10 protein-coding genes are annotated in these 15253 nt (G+C 64.6%); 3 read left to right on the top strand and 7 right to left on the bottom strand.

Annotation, left to right across the window (positions count from 1 at the left end):
* Positions 1-382 precede the first annotated feature (382 nt).
* The 3 genes from METY_RS14130 to METY_RS14120 all read right to left on the bottom strand — a co-directional run bounded on the left by METY_RS14130 (position 383) and on the right by METY_RS14120 (position 4640).
* Positions 383-2701, bottom strand: a complete 2319-nt coding sequence (locus METY_RS14130) for a xanthine dehydrogenase family protein molybdopterin-binding subunit (RefSeq protein WP_103122023.1) — start codon at positions 2699-2701, stop codon at positions 383-385.
* The gene (locus METY_RS14125; RefSeq protein ID WP_103122022.1) at positions 2698-3159 is read right to left on the bottom strand and encodes a (2Fe-2S)-binding protein; all 462 of its coding nucleotides are present in this window, start codon (positions 3157-3159) and stop codon (positions 2698-2700) included. Before METY_RS14125 ends, METY_RS14130 begins: the two co-directional genes overlap by 4 nt.
* Before the next feature lie 602 nt (positions 3160-3761).
* A complete protein-coding gene (locus METY_RS14120) occupies positions 3762-4640 on the bottom strand; it encodes an MBL fold metallo-hydrolase (RefSeq protein WP_103122021.1) in 879 nt (292 codons plus the stop codon).
* Positions 4641-5086: 446 nt separating this feature from the next.
* Between METY_RS14120 and METY_RS14115 the strand changes: the two genes are divergently transcribed.
* Positions 5087-5272: a hypothetical protein gene (locus tag METY_RS14115; protein WP_103122020.1), complete on the top strand. Its 186-nt coding sequence runs from the start codon at positions 5087-5089 to the stop codon at positions 5270-5272.
* A gap of 106 nt (positions 5273-5378) precedes the next feature.
* Here METY_RS14115 and METY_RS14110 read toward each other — a convergent pair whose 3' ends face one another.
* Positions 5379-6125, bottom strand: a complete 747-nt coding sequence (locus tag METY_RS14110; protein ID WP_103122019.1) for a Crp/Fnr family transcriptional regulator — start codon at positions 6123-6125, stop codon at positions 5379-5381.
* Between the two features lie 333 nt (positions 6126-6458).
* Positions 6459-6980: a ferritin-like domain-containing protein gene (locus tag METY_RS14105; RefSeq protein WP_244593655.1), complete on the bottom strand. Its 522-nt coding sequence runs from the start codon at positions 6978-6980 to the stop codon at positions 6459-6461.
* Between the two features lie 665 nt (positions 6981-7645).
* Between METY_RS14105 and METY_RS14095 the strand changes: the two genes are divergently transcribed.
* Positions 7646-8653 carry a chemotaxis protein CheB gene (locus METY_RS14095; RefSeq protein ID WP_103122017.1) on the top strand — a complete coding sequence of 336 codons (1008 nt, stop codon included), beginning with the start codon at positions 7646-7648 and terminating at the stop codon, positions 8651-8653.
* Positions 8654-8823: 170 nt separating this feature from the next.
* The gene (locus METY_RS14090; RefSeq protein ID WP_146035725.1) at positions 8824-12540 is read left to right on the top strand and encodes a CheR family methyltransferase; all 3717 of its coding nucleotides are present in this window, start codon (positions 8824-8826) and stop codon (positions 12538-12540) included.
* Positions 12541-13212: 672 nt separating this feature from the next.
* Here the strand turns inward: METY_RS14090 and METY_RS14085 are convergent.
* Positions 13213-14124 (bottom strand): PhnA-like protein, encoded by a 912-nt coding sequence (locus METY_RS14085; protein WP_103122015.1) that lies wholly within the window; start codon positions 14122-14124, stop codon positions 13213-13215.
* A 150-nt stretch (positions 14125-14274) separates the two neighbouring features.
* Positions 14275-15216 (bottom strand): non-homologous end-joining DNA ligase, encoded by a 942-nt coding sequence (ligD, locus tag METY_RS14080; protein ID WP_103122014.1) that lies wholly within the window; start codon positions 15214-15216, stop codon positions 14275-14277.
* Positions 15217-15253 lie beyond the last annotated feature (37 nt).

Here is a 15253-nt window from a genome sequence, read left to right as displayed (position 1 = left end):
CGGCATTGCGCGTCGTCCCCCGCGTTCTGGGCGGTCCGGGCCTCGTTCAAGCTCGCCTTGGCGCTCATGACGCCGGTTCCGGCCCCTCCCGCATCAGCCGCTTCGTTCTGGGCGGCCGCCTCGCCTGTCCCCGGAGCAGGACCGCCTGGGAGGTTTGACGGCGACGTGTTTGCGCGGTGGGCTTCGACGCCTTGAGCCTCGCGCCGGGCGCTGGTTTCCTTGCCGCTTGTCGAGGTGGAGACCGCTTCGCGTCCCTCACGGTCGATGCGCTGTTCGAGCGCGGTGATCTCGTCGCCGCAGGACTGCGCGACAGCCGGAGTCCCTGCGACGAGAGCGAGAGCCATCGCCACGATAAACGTCCGCATCTTCAAGGTTCTCTCCCTCACGCGCTGAACTCCTTGTTGAGCGGCAGCGCGCGGATGCGTTTGCCGGTGGCCGCGAAGACCGCGTTGGCGATGGCGGGCGCGACCGGCGGAACGCCGGGCTCTCCGACGCCTCCCAGAGGCCGATCGAAGGTCGTGGCGGGGAGAAGATGGACGTTCAGGATCCGCGGGGCAGCGTCGATCCGCGTGAGGTCGTAGGCGTCGAAGTTGCCCTGCTCCGCGCGCCCGTTCTTGAAGCTGATCTCGGCGCTCAGGGCGAGGCCCATGCCCATCACGACGGCTCCCTCCATTTGGGAGCGAATGCGTTCGGGGTTCACCTGCGGCCCGCAGTCGATCGCGATGTCGACCTGCCGCACGGCGATCCCGCCGTCCGTGACTTCGACCTCGGCCGCAACCGCCGTGTAGGTCACGAAGCTGTAATGGCCGGCGATGCCGAGGCCTCGGCCCTTCTCGAGCTTTCGGCCCCATCCAATCCCGGTGGCGGCGGCGTCGATTGCGCGCTTCAGGCGAGCGGTGTCCAAACGGTAGACGGACGGGTCCTCGCCGTAGTTCCAGACATCGCCGAGCTTGACTGCGTCGAGAATTCGATCCGGTCCGATGAGCTCGAGAAGATACTCCTTCGGATCCCGGCTCGCGGCGTGCGCAAGCTCCGCCACGAAGCTTTGAATGGCGAAGGCGTGCGGGATATTGGAGACCGATCGGAACCAGCCGATCCGCACATGAGCGGCCGCTTCCGGGTTCTCGATCCGCACGTTCGGGATGGCGAACGGGAGATTCACAAGCCCCATGCCGAGTTCGAACGGAAGTTCGTTCTTGGCGCCGTCGACGAAGATCGAACCGATCGTGGGCGCCACGCTGCGATGGAGCCAAGCCGTGGGCATCCCCTTCTCGTCAAGCGCCGCCTCGATGCGTTCGACCGAGACCGTGTGGTAGTAGCTATGCTGGATGTCGTCTTCGCGCGTCCAGGTCAGCTTCACCGGCGCGCCATCCATAGCCTGGCTGCACAGCGCCGCCTCGACGACGTAGTCCGGCTTCGACTTCCGCCCGAAGCCGCCGCCGAGCAGCGTCACGTTCACTCGAACCTGATCGGGCTTCAGGCCGAGGCGCTTTGCGAGCCGGTCGTGCGTCGCCTGCGGAGCCTGAGTACAGGTCCACACCTCGCACGTCCCGTTCGCCACCCGCGCCGTCGCCGCCGGGGGCTCCATGGGGGCCTGCGCCAGATGCGGGATGTAGTACTCGCCGACGACCCGCTTCGTCGCGCCTGCGAGCGCCGCGTCCACATCTCCGTCGGCGCGCACCGGTTTTGCGGGCTTGCGCGCGGCATCTTCCAGCGACGCGCGGAACGCCGCGGAGTCGTAGGAGCCGTTCGGCCCGTCGTTCCATTCGATCTTCAGCGCTTCGCGACCTTTGATCGCCGCCCAGGTGTTCTTCGCGACGACGGCTATGCCCCCGAGGGGATTGAACTCCGTCGGGGGCGGAGACGGCTCGATGGCGAAGACCTTGAGGACGCCCGGCACCTTCATCGCGGCGGCCCCGTCGAACGACTTCACCGCGCCGCCGAACACCGGCGGGCGAGCGATGACCGCGTAAAGCAGCCCGTCGAGACGGACATCGATGCCATAGGTGGCCTTGCCCGTGGTGATGTCGTGGTTGTCAATCAGCCCGGTGTGGTCCTTGCCGAGGTAGCGAAACTCGGCTGCGGGCCGCAGCGTCAGGGATTTTTCGTCCGGCAGCGGCAGGCGTGCGGCGCGCTCCGCAAACTCGCCCCAGCCGGCCTCGCGGCCCGAGGCCGCGTGGCGAAGCATGTGGTCCTCGGCTCGAACCTCGGAGGCGGAAACGCCCCACTCCTTGGCCGCCGCCTGCTCGAGCATGATCCGCGCCGCCGCCCCCGCACGCCGCAGCGGCATGAAGAAGTGGCGGAGCGAGCGAGATCCATCGGTGTCCTGGTTGCCGAACCGCGTTTCGTCTCCCCAGGCCTGCGCGATGCGGACTTTGGACCACTCAGCGCCGAGCTCCTCCGCCACGGTCATGGCGATCGAGGTTCGAACGCCTTGGCCCATCTCGGAGCGATGGCACGTTACGGTCACGATGCCCTCGCGGTCGATCGCGACGAACACTCTAGGATCGTCGCGCCAGCCGTTGGGCATGGCGTCGCGGCCGAATTTCAGCGGGGCGTTCGACTCCTGCGCGAGGCTGCCCGTAGGAAGCGCCGCAGAGACGATGAGCGCAGCCGCTGCCCCAAGCACCGTCCGGCGGCTCAGCTCGGACGAAGCGCCCAGCGCCTGCGTCTTCGCGTCGGCGGCGATACCGGGCCTCATGGCCGCGCGGCCTTGGCAGCGGCCAGCTTGATCGCTGCCCGTATCCGCGGGTAGGTGCCGCATCGGCATAGGTTGCCGTACATCTGCTCGTCAATGTCGTCGTCGGTCGGCTCCGGCGTCGTGGCGAGCAAGGCGGCGGCCTGCATCATCTGCCCCGGCTGGCAATAACCGCATTGGGCGACGTTAAGCTCCCGCCAAGCGATCTGCACTGGATGGTCTCCGTCCTTCGAGAGCGCCTCGATCGTCACCACAGCCTTGCCCGCGGCGGCGGAGATTGGCGTCACGCAGCCGCGGACCGCCTCGCCGTCGATGTGGATCGTGCAGGCGCCGCAGGCGGCAATGCCGCAGCCGAACTTCGTGCCGGTAAGTCCGAGCTCGTCCCTCAAATACCAGAGCAACGGCATCGCCTCATCGCCGTCGTAGGATTTGTCTGTGCCATTGACGGTAAAGTCGACCATGGGCCCACCTCAGATGTGACGGACGCCCTCATCATCGGGCGGATGGTGAAACATGAAACGCTGTGGACGTCAAGTATCCGCGAAGAATAGGCGTTCGATCGGTAATAGCGGCGCGCGGACCGGCACGGATCGGCGAAGTTACTTCTTCTCGGGTCTAGGCTCGTCGCTGCCTGGCGTCGCCCCGACTGTCCCGGGCGACGTCTGGCCCCGCCCTGCATCTACGCCGCCTTTCGACTGAGCGCGGACCTGGTCGGGGTCGGTCGCGACACCGGCGCTTTCGTTCTGCATGGCGCCAGTCTCCTTCGGCGAAGACTGCTTTGGATCAGCTTTCCTTTCCATGCCGGACGGCGCCGGAGGGTCGATGCTCGAGTTCGTGTTTTGAGCAAGGGCCGGCGAGGTCGCTAAACCTACCATAACCCCTAGTGCGTAAGGCCGCATCGCCTGTTCTCCTGCTTCGGCCAATTTAAAAGTTGATTGCGCCGAATAGGTTCCGCCGAGCGTCAGATGTTGGCGAGGCTCGCGAAAACTCGGGCTGAGTTCCCGGCGGGGTCAGCGCTGGGCGGCCCCGCAGGTCGCCAGGTCGGGAAGTCGCCTCCTTAGCGTCAACAGTAAGCGCTTCCATCATCAACACGGGCGGGAGCGGCGACGTAACGCCCCCGCTTCGGGACTGCGACGGCGGCGAAGGACGCGGCGAGGCGATCCAATCCCGCCCTCATCTCCTCGCCGCGCATCGGCCGCCCGTGGCCGGCGACGACAAGTTCCGGGTTGAGCTCTGTGAGCCTTCGGACCGATGACTCGGACGCGCCCCAGTCCACGGTGAAGTAGGCTGGCGGCCCATGAAGCTCGGCAGTCTGCCGCGCGACCGCATAGGCGCTTTCTTGGCGGGTCGTGACGAAAGCGTCTCCGGCCACAAGAACGCGGTCCCTTTCCCGCCAGAGAGATACATGCCCGACGCTATGGCCGGGCGTCGCGATCCACCGCCATTCGGGCAGATGCGGGATCGCCCCTCCCGGCGGCAGAGATTTGAGCCGCTTGGAGACGTCGATCGGGCCTCGCGGGTAAAACCGCGAAAGCATGGCGAGCGTCCCTCCTCCAACCTTCGGGTCCGGCGGAGGATAGGCCGAGCGCCCAGTGAGATAAGGGGCTTCGAGCGGGTGCGCGTAGATCGGCGCGTCCCAAGTTTCCGCGAGCGCCCCCAGCGCGCCGACATGATCGAAATGACCGTGGGTGAGTATGATGGCGGAGGGGCGCGACGCGGGCCCAAAGCGTTCCGCCGCTGCGCGCCGGATCGCCCCCGCCGTTCCGGCCAGCCCCGCGTCCACCATGGTCCACCCACGGTCGGCGGCGTGTCTCGGGCCGATGAACACCACATTGACCATCAGCAGACGCTTGTAGGCCAACTCGGCCGCGATCTCCTGCGCGGCCTCCGACGTGTCAGCCGCCACAACAGCGCGGTCGGACATGGGCAGCTGAACGGACATGAGGCCTCGCTTGTCGTTTCATCGCCAAGCGCGGAAGGTCGGAGATGTTCCGCCTCCTCTTTCGTTTCGCTTCAAGCTTCGCCGGGCGCGCGCTCGCTGGCTCCCGCTCGGCGTGACGAAGAGCCTTCTTGGGGGGCCAAGCGCTCTGGCGCTCGGAAAGCGCTTCGATCCCTCTCGCGGTCGCACCCGGCGCTCCCAAGCACGTTTCGCAGGACGAAGGGTCCACAAACAAAAAGATGGCCGGCGGGCGGGCCAGCCATAGTCTGCGGAGCAGAAGGAAAGGCTCCACGAATTCCTAAGCCCCATCCCCTCCGATTGTTCCCGCGGCGGCGGCCCTAAACGCAGCGCGCGCCCAGCGCCTCATTTCAAGCAGAAGCTTCGACCCAGCGCTCGGAACAAACGGACCGTCCCCGGTTTCATCTGGGCACCTCTCAGAGGCCGCGCAGATGAAGATGAAGAAGAATGGTATCGGATTGGCGACGATGATGAAGCTGGGCGCCGACCTTCAGCTGGATTGGCGAGCGATCCTAGACGAGCCCGTCCCGGCGGAAATTCAGAAACTCGCCGAAGAGCTCGACAGAGCGTTGGCCGAGCGGGCCCAGCGCGACGACGAGGATCCATTGGACGACTAGGCCTCGGCCGCGTTCTGAGACGCGCACGTCGCCTGCCGGCGCATCAGCGTCAGCCAGACGTCCTTCTCGGCGCTTCGGCGCCTGGATCAGGAGCTCCGGGAGATGGCTACGGCGCAGTCGGCTCCTGCGTGTGCTCGGACGGAGCCGAGGGAAAAGCCAATTCGGATCGGTCGACGACCCGTTGGTAGCACTCGCACGATCGAGCCTTAAGGCGGCTGATGTCCGCCAATACGATCGAGCCGCGATGATACGATATCAATCCGTCGACTTGAAGTTTGTACGCCATTCCGGTGACGGTGCTTCGCTGCGCGCCAAGCATTGTAGCGAGAAACTCATGCGTCAGCGAAAGACTGTCGGATTTCAGATGGTATCGGGCCATCAGAAGCCAACGGCAGAAGCGGGCTTCAAGCTGGTGAAACGTCCTGCAGGCCAACGATTGATGGCAATAGGCGGCGGAGGCTTCGGCCGCCAAAAAGATCATCTTGAGAATTGCGGGTCGGCTTTGAGCGGCGTGAAAGAGGAAGGAGGCATCGACCATGTAGGCTTCGCCGCTTCCCTGCACGATATGGTCGCCGAAGGCCACTCCGCTCCCGAGAGCGCAAAGATCGATCATCCCGTCGAACCCGGTCATCCCGGCCTCGACCGATCGACCATCTGAGAGATTGACGATCGTCGAGATCGTTCCGGAGAGCGGGAAGCAGACGGAAGGCACCGGGCCTTCCTGCCATCGCAGCATGTCTCCCTTTTCCATCGTGACCAAGCGCAGACGAGGACGCAAAAGTTCAAAGTCCGCGTCGGGAAGCGACGCGAGCGGTCGGTTCCGCAAGTCGCGCTGCGGGGAGGGGGCGGACATGGCGTATCCTTCATAAAAATCAGATACGGTCAGCTGACGGCTACTTAGTTCGTGCTGCCGGTGCGGCTCAACTATAGAATGTCTCTATTATCAACGTGCGGCAGCAGACGTACTTGCTCCGCGACGAGGCAACATAGCACGTCATCGACAGGACCGATCTAAACCTTGCTGCCCCACAGCGTCAACTTTCAAGATCCTGCGCTCGCTAGAATAAGCGCGCCGCTTCGAACGTCGCCGCCAGCCGCGAAGGCCGTCGCGATCGGAAAAACGGAAGCCTTACTGGCGCCGGATACAGCCCCGGCCACGCGCTGGCGGTCGGGGCCGCCGGCCGTGTCACCGACCGGCCGTTTCGCCTCGTGACGCGAGATCGAGGTATTTCAGGGTCAACGCCGGGATTCGCGTCTCGATCCAGGCCGCCATGGCGAGCTCTTCGTCCAGGCTCTGCTTCAGCGGATCGAGCGCGCTCCCGAAGCCGCCCGCGTCCGCCATGGCGATCAGGGAGCGATAGCTCGCAGCCTCGAAGTTCTCGAACGCGAAGTTGGCGAAGGTGTTTTTAAGGATCTCGTCGTCCGCGATCGTGTGCCCCAGGGCCGCGAGGTTGCCGGTGAGCTTCATGCCGACGTCCTTGAGCGCCGAGTGGCTCTCGCTCAGCGAATCAAGGATCGCTTCAACCCGCTCGATCTGCGTCTCCGTCTCGCTGCGGTGGCGCCGGAGCTGCTCCGCGACGTCATCGTAGTTCTTGAGCCTGTCGAGCTGGCGATCGATTAGAGCCAGCGCTTGATTCTCAACGGCGTGGACGTCGCGAAGGCCGACGACAAAATTCGAGCGGACGGTTTCATGATCGATGGCGGCCACTGGTTCTGCATCTCCCTGGTCGTGGACGCCTGAAAGCGCCGCGGCGAGGCAATGTTCCCCGGCTGCGCGCCGGGAGGCCTCCGACGGAGCCCGCGGAGCACGGTTCGCCCTCGGTAAGCGTGTCAACACGGCATTAGCGCAACCAACGCAGAAGCAACCGCTTCAGGCTCGAACGGCTTCTGCAGCCGCGGCGCATCCGTCAACCACGCAGGAAAGAACCTGGAATCGTATCCCGTTGCGAAGACGAAAGGGACACCTCGGCTCTGCAGGACTTCGGCCACAGGGAAGATCAGCTGGCCGTGAACGTGAACGTCCAAAATCGCGGCGTCCAACGCGTCCTGCGATGACGCCAACTGCAGAGCCTTGTCGAGGGTGGCCGCCGGTCCGACCGTTTCAGCGCCCAGAGAGTCGAGGACCTCAAGATGTCTTTAGCGATTAGAAACTCGTCCTCCACCACGAGGATGCGTCGCCCGTTCAACGTCATGCCTTCGCCCGTCAGTCCATCGTAACGCCCCGGCTGGCGCGAGCCCTCCGTTCGCACTGGTTATGTCTCAGTCCCAGAATTCGTCGATGGACCATCGGCCGAAAATTTCGCCCCTGGGCTATTCCCCTGGGCTCGGAACCAATCGTCCCGCGAGCGCTTCAACATCGAAGAGCGAGGCGATATGGCCAACCGTGACATCATCGTTATTGGCGGCTCGAGCGGAGCTACGATCCCGCTCAAAGCGATCCTCGGAACCCTGCCTGCGGATCTTCCAGCCGCCGTCTTCGTCATCCTGCACATCCCGCCCCGAAGCACCGGCATTCTGGCCACTGTGGCGAGCGCAGCTGGTCCGTTGACTGTCGTGCAGGTCGAAGATGAGATGCCGATCACGCCGGGAAAGGTCTATCTCGCGGCGCCTGATCACCACATGCTCCTGGGCCACGACGTGATAAGGCTCGGCCGCGGGCCCCGCGAGAACATGGCCCGTCCTGCGATCGACCCTCTCTTTCGGTCAGCCGCCCTGTCCTATGGCGCTCGGGTCATCGGCGTGGTCCTCAGCGGGCTGCTGAGCGACGGAGCGGCGGGCCTGAACGCGATCAAGCGCTGTGGCGGGGTAGCCCTGGTTCAGGATCCTGCTGACGCCATCGCCGATGAGATGCCGCGCCGCGCCGCAGAAGCGACGACGGTCGATCTTAGCGTGCGAGGGGCGTTGCTCGGGGACGTGCTCGCGGACCTATCCCGCGAGGAGCCCGGTCCTAGTTTGCCGAGCCCGCCCGAGTTGCGCCTCGAGGTCGACATCGCTTCGGGAGAGCGCGTCGGCGCTGATTTTCTGCGCGAGGTCGCTTCGCCGGCAGCGCTCACCTGTCCCGCCTGCGGCGGGGTTCTGTCGCATATGCACGAGGGCCGACCGCTGAGATTTCGTTGCCAGGTCGGCCACGCCTACGCCGCCGACGCGCTCGCCAGCGAACAGGAGGGACGAGTCGATGAGGCCTTGCGGGTCGCGCTGAGGATAATCGAGGAGCGGGCGGAACTCGTGAGTCGGATGGCGGACGACGCCCGGAAATCCGGACGTGGGGCCGTGGCGGACATGTACGACGGTCGTGCTGAGGAGTATCGACGGTACGCCGAAACGCTCCGCCAGGCGGCGCTGAGATCACTGCCGCCGGACGCGACCAACGATAAGAACTAGGCGTTGCGTCCGGCCGTCATTACCTGCCATCGGCCGTGGTTTTTCCTCTTTAGGAGATGAAATTTCCCGAGTGGAGCCGGCGACAGGCTCCAAAAGCTTGAAGGTTTCGCCGGCCGCCTCGAGTTCTGCGTTCGCCATGGCATTTGGCGACGCTCATCGAAGCGCGTGATATGGCTGTTCGCACCAGCGCCGGGAGAGCATCTTCAACGAGCGCGGTGAGGCCGCAGTGGCAGGTTTTGGCGATCTCCCGCGACGTCTGGAACGTGGACGGCTGGCGGGGTGTTGGGTGTCTGCCGGATGTTGAAGGCGTGACTGAGATGACGGGCGCAGATCAGAGCGAGACCGAGGACCGCGAGGCTTCTGACGACGTCGGGCCCGCGTCGGGACGGCCGTTCGTGGTCGCGCTCGGCGCCTCCGGCGCAGCGCCTGACGGCGTCGAGAAGTTCGTCGGCGCGCTCACCACTATGGGCGACGTGTCGATCGTCATCGTGCTCCAGCACAGGGAGGCGTTGGACCCCGCACGGCTGGAGCGCATGCTCGCGGGTCGGCGACTGACCAGAATCGAGGACAAAGCGCCGGTCGAGGGCGGCAAGCTCTATCTGCTCGAGCCTGATCTCCTGCTGACGATGGAGGACCATCGCTTCCAGGTCAGGGCCGCCAAGGAGCAGCCTGGCCTCCGCGGCACGATCGACAGCTTCTTCGTGTCGCTCGCGGAGAACGAGGGCGATCGCGCCATCGGCGTAGTGCTGAAAGGGACAGCGGGCGACGGCACGCTGGGCCTGGCGCGGATCAAGGAGCTCGGCGGACTAACGATCGCCGAGAGGGGACCGGAAGAGAGCGACGGCGAGGCTGCGCCGACGGACGCGCCCGGCTCGCTGGCCGATTTCCTGCTCCCGCCCGAAGAAGTCCCGGGGCGGATCCAGGCCCATGTCGCGCAGCTGCTCAAGTTTGAAGGCCAGCACACCTTCGATCAGAGCGCGGTGGAGATAAGGGCGGCGCTCGCGCAGATCGCGACGGTGCTTCGGAACAAGACCGGACACGACTTCCACGGCTACAAGCCGGGCACCGTCATGAGGCGCGTGCAGCGCCGGATGCAGGTCGTGCAGCTCGACGAGGTCAGCGACTACCTCGCGTACCTCAAGGAAAACTCCGAAGAGGTGCAGAATCTCTTCAACGATCTCCTGATCGGCGTGACCCGGTTTTTCAGAGATGCGAAGGAGTTCGCGCGGCTGGAGCGCGAGGTCGTGCCTCGTATGTTCGAAGGCAAGGGCGCGACCGATCAGGTCCGCATTTGGGTGCTTGGCTGCGCGACCGGGGAGGAAGCCTATTCGATCGGCATCCTGCTTCGAGAGCATCTGGCCAAGATCGACCAGACGCCTCAAATACAGATCTTTGCCACCGACATCGACGTGCGAGCCCTCGCAGCTGCGCGCATTGGCCGTTACTCTAAGTCAATTGCAAAAGACATTTCACCGGAGAGACTGGCGCGCTGGTTCGTCAAAGAGGGCGAGACTTATTGCGTCGTGAAAGAACTCCGGGAAATGTGCATTTTTTCGTCGCACAACATCCTTAAGGACGCTCCATTCTCGCGGCTTAATCTGATCTCCTACCGAAATTTGCTGATCTATCTGAACAGCGATCTGCAAAGTCAGGTCATCCCGCTGTTCCATTTCGCTCTCGCGCCGAACGGCTTTCTCTTCCTAGGCAACTCGGAGAACGCGACAAAGCACGTGAAGCACTTCGAGGCCATAGAGCCGCGCTCTCGCATCTTCCGCCGTCTCAGCGGAGACCCGCACGTTCTGCCATCGTTTCCGATCTCCGTGGTGGCGCAGCCTCGTCGGAGCGACGTCGTCAGAGTGCCGGTGCGCGCGGCCGAAGGGGCGGTCGCCAGACAAGCGGATCGCATCGTGGCGCGTTTCGCCCCTGCCTACGTGATCGTCGATGCGGGGGGGCAGGTGGTTCATTTCTCCGGCCGGATGGAGCGTTACCTCGGACCGACCACGGGGACCGCCACGCTGGACCTTATCAACCTGATCCACCGCGATCTGCGGATGGATCTGCGCGACGCCCTACAGCGCGCCTCGGAGACGCGTGAGGGGGTCGTAATCGACGGTCTAAAAATGCAGATCGACGGGCTCGATGCGCTGGTCGGAATCAATGTCGAGCCGATCAAAGATGGCTCGGGAAAAACCAGAAACCTGGTCGTCGTCTTCCGGGACGGCGTCGTGCGGCCGAGTTCGCTGGGCGAGATCAGACGCGCGGCGCGCTCGAACTTCAACGAACAAATCGAGCGTCTTGAGAGCGACCTGCGTGTGAGCCGTGAGCGTCTCCAGGCCACGATCGAAGAATTGGAAAGCACCAACGAGGAATTGAAATCCTCCAATGAGGAATATCAATCCCTGAACGAGGAGCTGCAATCAGCCAATGAAGAGCTGGAAACTTCCAAGGAGGAGCTTCAATCGATCAACGAGGAACTGACGACCGTCAACGGGGAGTTGGGGCACCGCGTCAATGAGCTGACCAGGGCCACGAGCGATCTGAAGAACTTGCTCGAAAGCACGCAGATCGCGACTGTGTTCCTAGACAACGATTTGCGGGTGATGAATTTCACCCCTGCTGCAACCGAGCTTTTTCATCTGGTCGACAGCGACGTTGGTCGACCGCTTGCTCACATCAAGGCCCGGATCCCCGTCGAAGAGATCTACGACAGCATGCGTCGGGTCCTGCGGACTCTGGCGAGCGTCGAACACCCGGTCGTCGATCCGGTTGAGAACACGCGCTACATCGCGCGGGTCCTGCCATACCGGAGCGTCGACAACTTCATCGCCGGCGTTGTGGTCACTTTCACCAATGTGACGCCTCTGACGCGGGCGGAGCAGGCGCTCCGCGAGAGCGAGGCCCGGTTCAGGGCGATCTTCGAAAGCGCGGCCGAATACGCGGTGATCACCACCGATTCCGACCGGCGGATAACGGCGTGGAATCCCGCAGCGGAGGTGATCTTTGGGTGGAGCGCCGCCGAAGCGGTCGGAGAGGATCTGGGCCTGATCTTCACGGAAGAGGACCGCGCGGCGCGCGCCGTCCATCGGGAGATCGAGGAAGCCATCAAGGACGGCAGCGCCGTCGACCAGCGCTGGCACCGAAGGAAGAATGGGTCTCGGTTCTGGGGTTCGGGCACGCTAACGCCTCTGAAGGACCCTGACGTTATCGGGTTCGTGAAGATACTGCGGGACGAAACCCAGTCCCAGTTGATGGACGAGCGACAGCGGCTGCTTCTGGCGGAACTCCAGCACCGCGTGCGGAACACGCTCGCAGTGATCCGCTCGATCGCTCGCCTTACGGCGCAGAGCACCGGCACCATCGACGAGTACGTCAAGAACTTCGACGGGCGCATTGGCGCGTTCGCGCGCGTTCAGGCGACGCTGACGCGCGAGCCCTCGGAGGGCGTGGATTTCGGCGACCTGATTTCGAACGAACTCGGCGCCTATCACGGCAGCGCAGCGGATCGCATCGAGATCGACGGTCCAAAAATAAGGCTTCAATCCAAAGCGGCTGAGACGTTCGGGCTTGCCATCCATGAGCTTGCGACCAACGCCGCGAAATACGGCGCGCTCGCCACCCCCAAAGGCCGCCTGGCGGTGACTTGGGCGATGAATGTGAAGGATGATTCCCGCTGGGTGAAGTTCAGCTGGAGCGAGCAGGGCGTCGAGCTGTCGAGCGAGGTACCCCGGCGCCGGGGTTTCGGAACGGAGCTTCTGGAACGAAGCTTGGCCTACGATTTCAGCGCCGCCACCTCGCTTGATTTTGGCGCTGGGGGTCTGTCTTGTACAATCGATTTCCCCGCGACGAAGGAAATACTCGTCCTCGATAGTGAGACCGGCGGCAAGTAGTAAGAACAAACGCCAGCCCGACAGGCGTCGGGGACTACGGAGAAGGTCAGGGACCGGCTGCGGCGCGGCCTACAACGCGGCCTTGCGGCGTGATCATCCACTTCCCATCTTCGGATCGTATGAGGCCCAGGGCGAACAGACGCTGAAGCGTCGCCTCGCATCCCAAGAGAGCTCCGCGCCATCTTCTATGTCTTGCAGAACCAGACGCTCAACCACGTCGTAGAGCCGCATCCCGTTCCCCAGCATTGCCCGGGCAGCCTAAGTGTTTAACGGGGCGTTTGTTCCGAAGCTTCGTGTCTCGCGGCCCCGCCGCTGCTTGTCAGCGCCGCGGAGCGATCATCAAGGTCGATAACTTCCGCGCTTCGCATGCTGCCAGCATTTACCGCCTTCGGATGCGCGGCGTCTGCATAGCGCCTCGACGTCTTTCCATTCGGGACGCCCATCTCGACCGATCATCAAGATCCTGTTCCTCACGGCCGCCTCACATCGGCGACTGTTCGGGTGGTCTTGATCCATCTTCATGATCGCGGTCGTCCAAATGTCGGGCGCCCGAGAACCAGTCGTCGCGGATCAATGAGCCGCCCGGAAGCTCACGCCGATCCATTCGAAGGAGGCCCAAGGCAATGTAGCGGCGGGCCGATAAAAATGGCCCGCCGCATATCGAGTCTGTCGTCAGACGCGCGACCGCGTCGCTGCGGCCGTCGTCACGCCGGCAGGCGAACGAACGGTGCCCGCTGCGCCACCGAGCCAAGCGGCGATCGCGCCGAGAACAAGGGCGACGAAGCCGAGGAATGCGGCGCTCGAGATTACCTTGCTGGCGGTCTCCGCCGCTTCAGTCGCCTGCTGCTTAGCCTGAGCGACGGTCTCGCGGTACCTCGCTTCATAGGCGTCGACTTGGCCCCGAGCCTGCTCAACGGGAATGTTTCGCGCTTTCGCCAGCGCCTCAGCGGCTCGACCGCGGGCCTCCTCCGCCTTTGCCGGATCGCCATTGACGACCGCTTGCATAGCAGCGACCGCTGCCGACTGGAGCGCCTGCGGATCGGAACCGGTGCTTTCGCGAACCTGCTGCTCAAGATCAGTCTGAGGGTTCATGTTTGCGATGGAAGGCGCCGCCGTCTGGAGAGCCGTGGACGCCGCGCCGCCGACCCCGCCGATTGCGCTCGACAGCCCATTGAAGGCGCCGCCGACGAGAGCGCCGACAGAGGTCGTAAGCAGATAGAGCACGACCAAGGTGGTCGCCGCCCATGTGATCAGTCCGTGGTATGAGCCCGTCGATTTCACCGGGCGGCCGGAGAGACGGCTGGAGACGAACCCGCCGGCGAACGCGCCGATCACCCCCGCCACTACGTACCACACGCCGCCCGCAATGGAGGCTGAGCTGGCAGCGGGATTATCGCCTCCTGCAGGGTCGAGCACAGCGGTGCCGATAGCGACGCCCAGCAAATTGAGAAGAAATTGGACGGTTAGTGCTAGCACCATGCCAGCAAAAACAGCGCCACATGAAATCTGATTGAAATCTGCTGTGCGATCGGTCGCAGCAAATGCTGGATGTCTTTCAACTTCATGGCCTGAGATATTCGTCATGTCGCCCTCCACTGGACCGCAAGATGCTGCGGCGCGTGCGGGGCAAACGAACCCGTGCGGCGAATGTTCCAGCGAATTGCAGCGACGATCGGTCCATGGGAGCGCCATCGCAAACTCAAAGCGGCTCAGGGGGAACACGTTGCGGACGCTTCAGTGCTCCGGAATTCCCGCAAGCGCCGCGTGACGCAGCCCCCCGCTCGGCGTGCGGCCGCGGTATTCGACCTCGACGCTGATCGTCTCGCCAGCGTCGAGGCGACGGCGCAGGTCGCGGCTGGTGGCGGCCGTCAGCCCCGAGCCGACGGAGCCCGCGGGGATCAGCCTCGTGCCGTCGCGCTCCGCGATCATGAGCGAGCGGACCCCGTGGGAGCCGTCGGGGTCGTAGCCCGTGACGACGAAGGTCCTGACCTTCGTGCTCTTGATCTTCAGCCAGGTGTCGCTCCGGCCGGAGCGATAGGGCGAGTCCCGGACCTTCGCCACCACGCCCTCAAGACCGAGCGCCTGCGCGGCCTCGAAGACGGCCGGCCCGTCGGACAGCACGTGCTCGCTGAAGCGGAGCGCCGGCGGCGCGTCGGTCAGGAGATCCTCCAGCAGCAGCCGGCGCTCATCGAGGGGCAGGGCGCGGAGATCCTCGCCGTCCAGGTGCAGCAGGTCGAAGGCGTAGAGGAAGGCGCGGGGCGCGCTCTTCGCCGCCAGTGCGGCGTGGAGCGCGAAGAAATCGGTCACGCCGTCGGGCGCCTCCATCACGGCCTCGCCGTCGATCACGGCGTCCGCCACAGGCAGCTTCCGGAGCGCGGCGCCGATCGCCGGCATACGGGCCGCCCAGTCGAACCCGCTCTTCGTGAAGATCCGGACGTTGTCTCCGGCGACGTGACACTGCGCGCGATAGCCGTCGTGCTTGATCTCGAACTGCCACCGCATGCCCGACGGCGCCTTCGGCCGCAGCGTCGGCTTGCACGGCGGGATGAAACCGGTCGTGAAGAGCTCGGCCTGGCGCGCGTCGCGACGGCGGACGCGAACGCCGCTCGAGACCGCGGCGTCGACGGCGTCGGTTGAGCGTTTGATCTCGCGTGGCGGCCGCGGGCGTCTCGTCATGGACGAGAGCGTGGCCGGCCGCGGTTAAGGCGGGGTG

This window comes from Methylopila sp. Yamaguchi (assembly GCF_002897035.1).
GTDB lineage: Bacteria > Pseudomonadota > Alphaproteobacteria > Rhizobiales > Methylopilaceae > Methylopila.
This window is presented reverse-complemented; position numbering and strand designations above follow the sequence as displayed.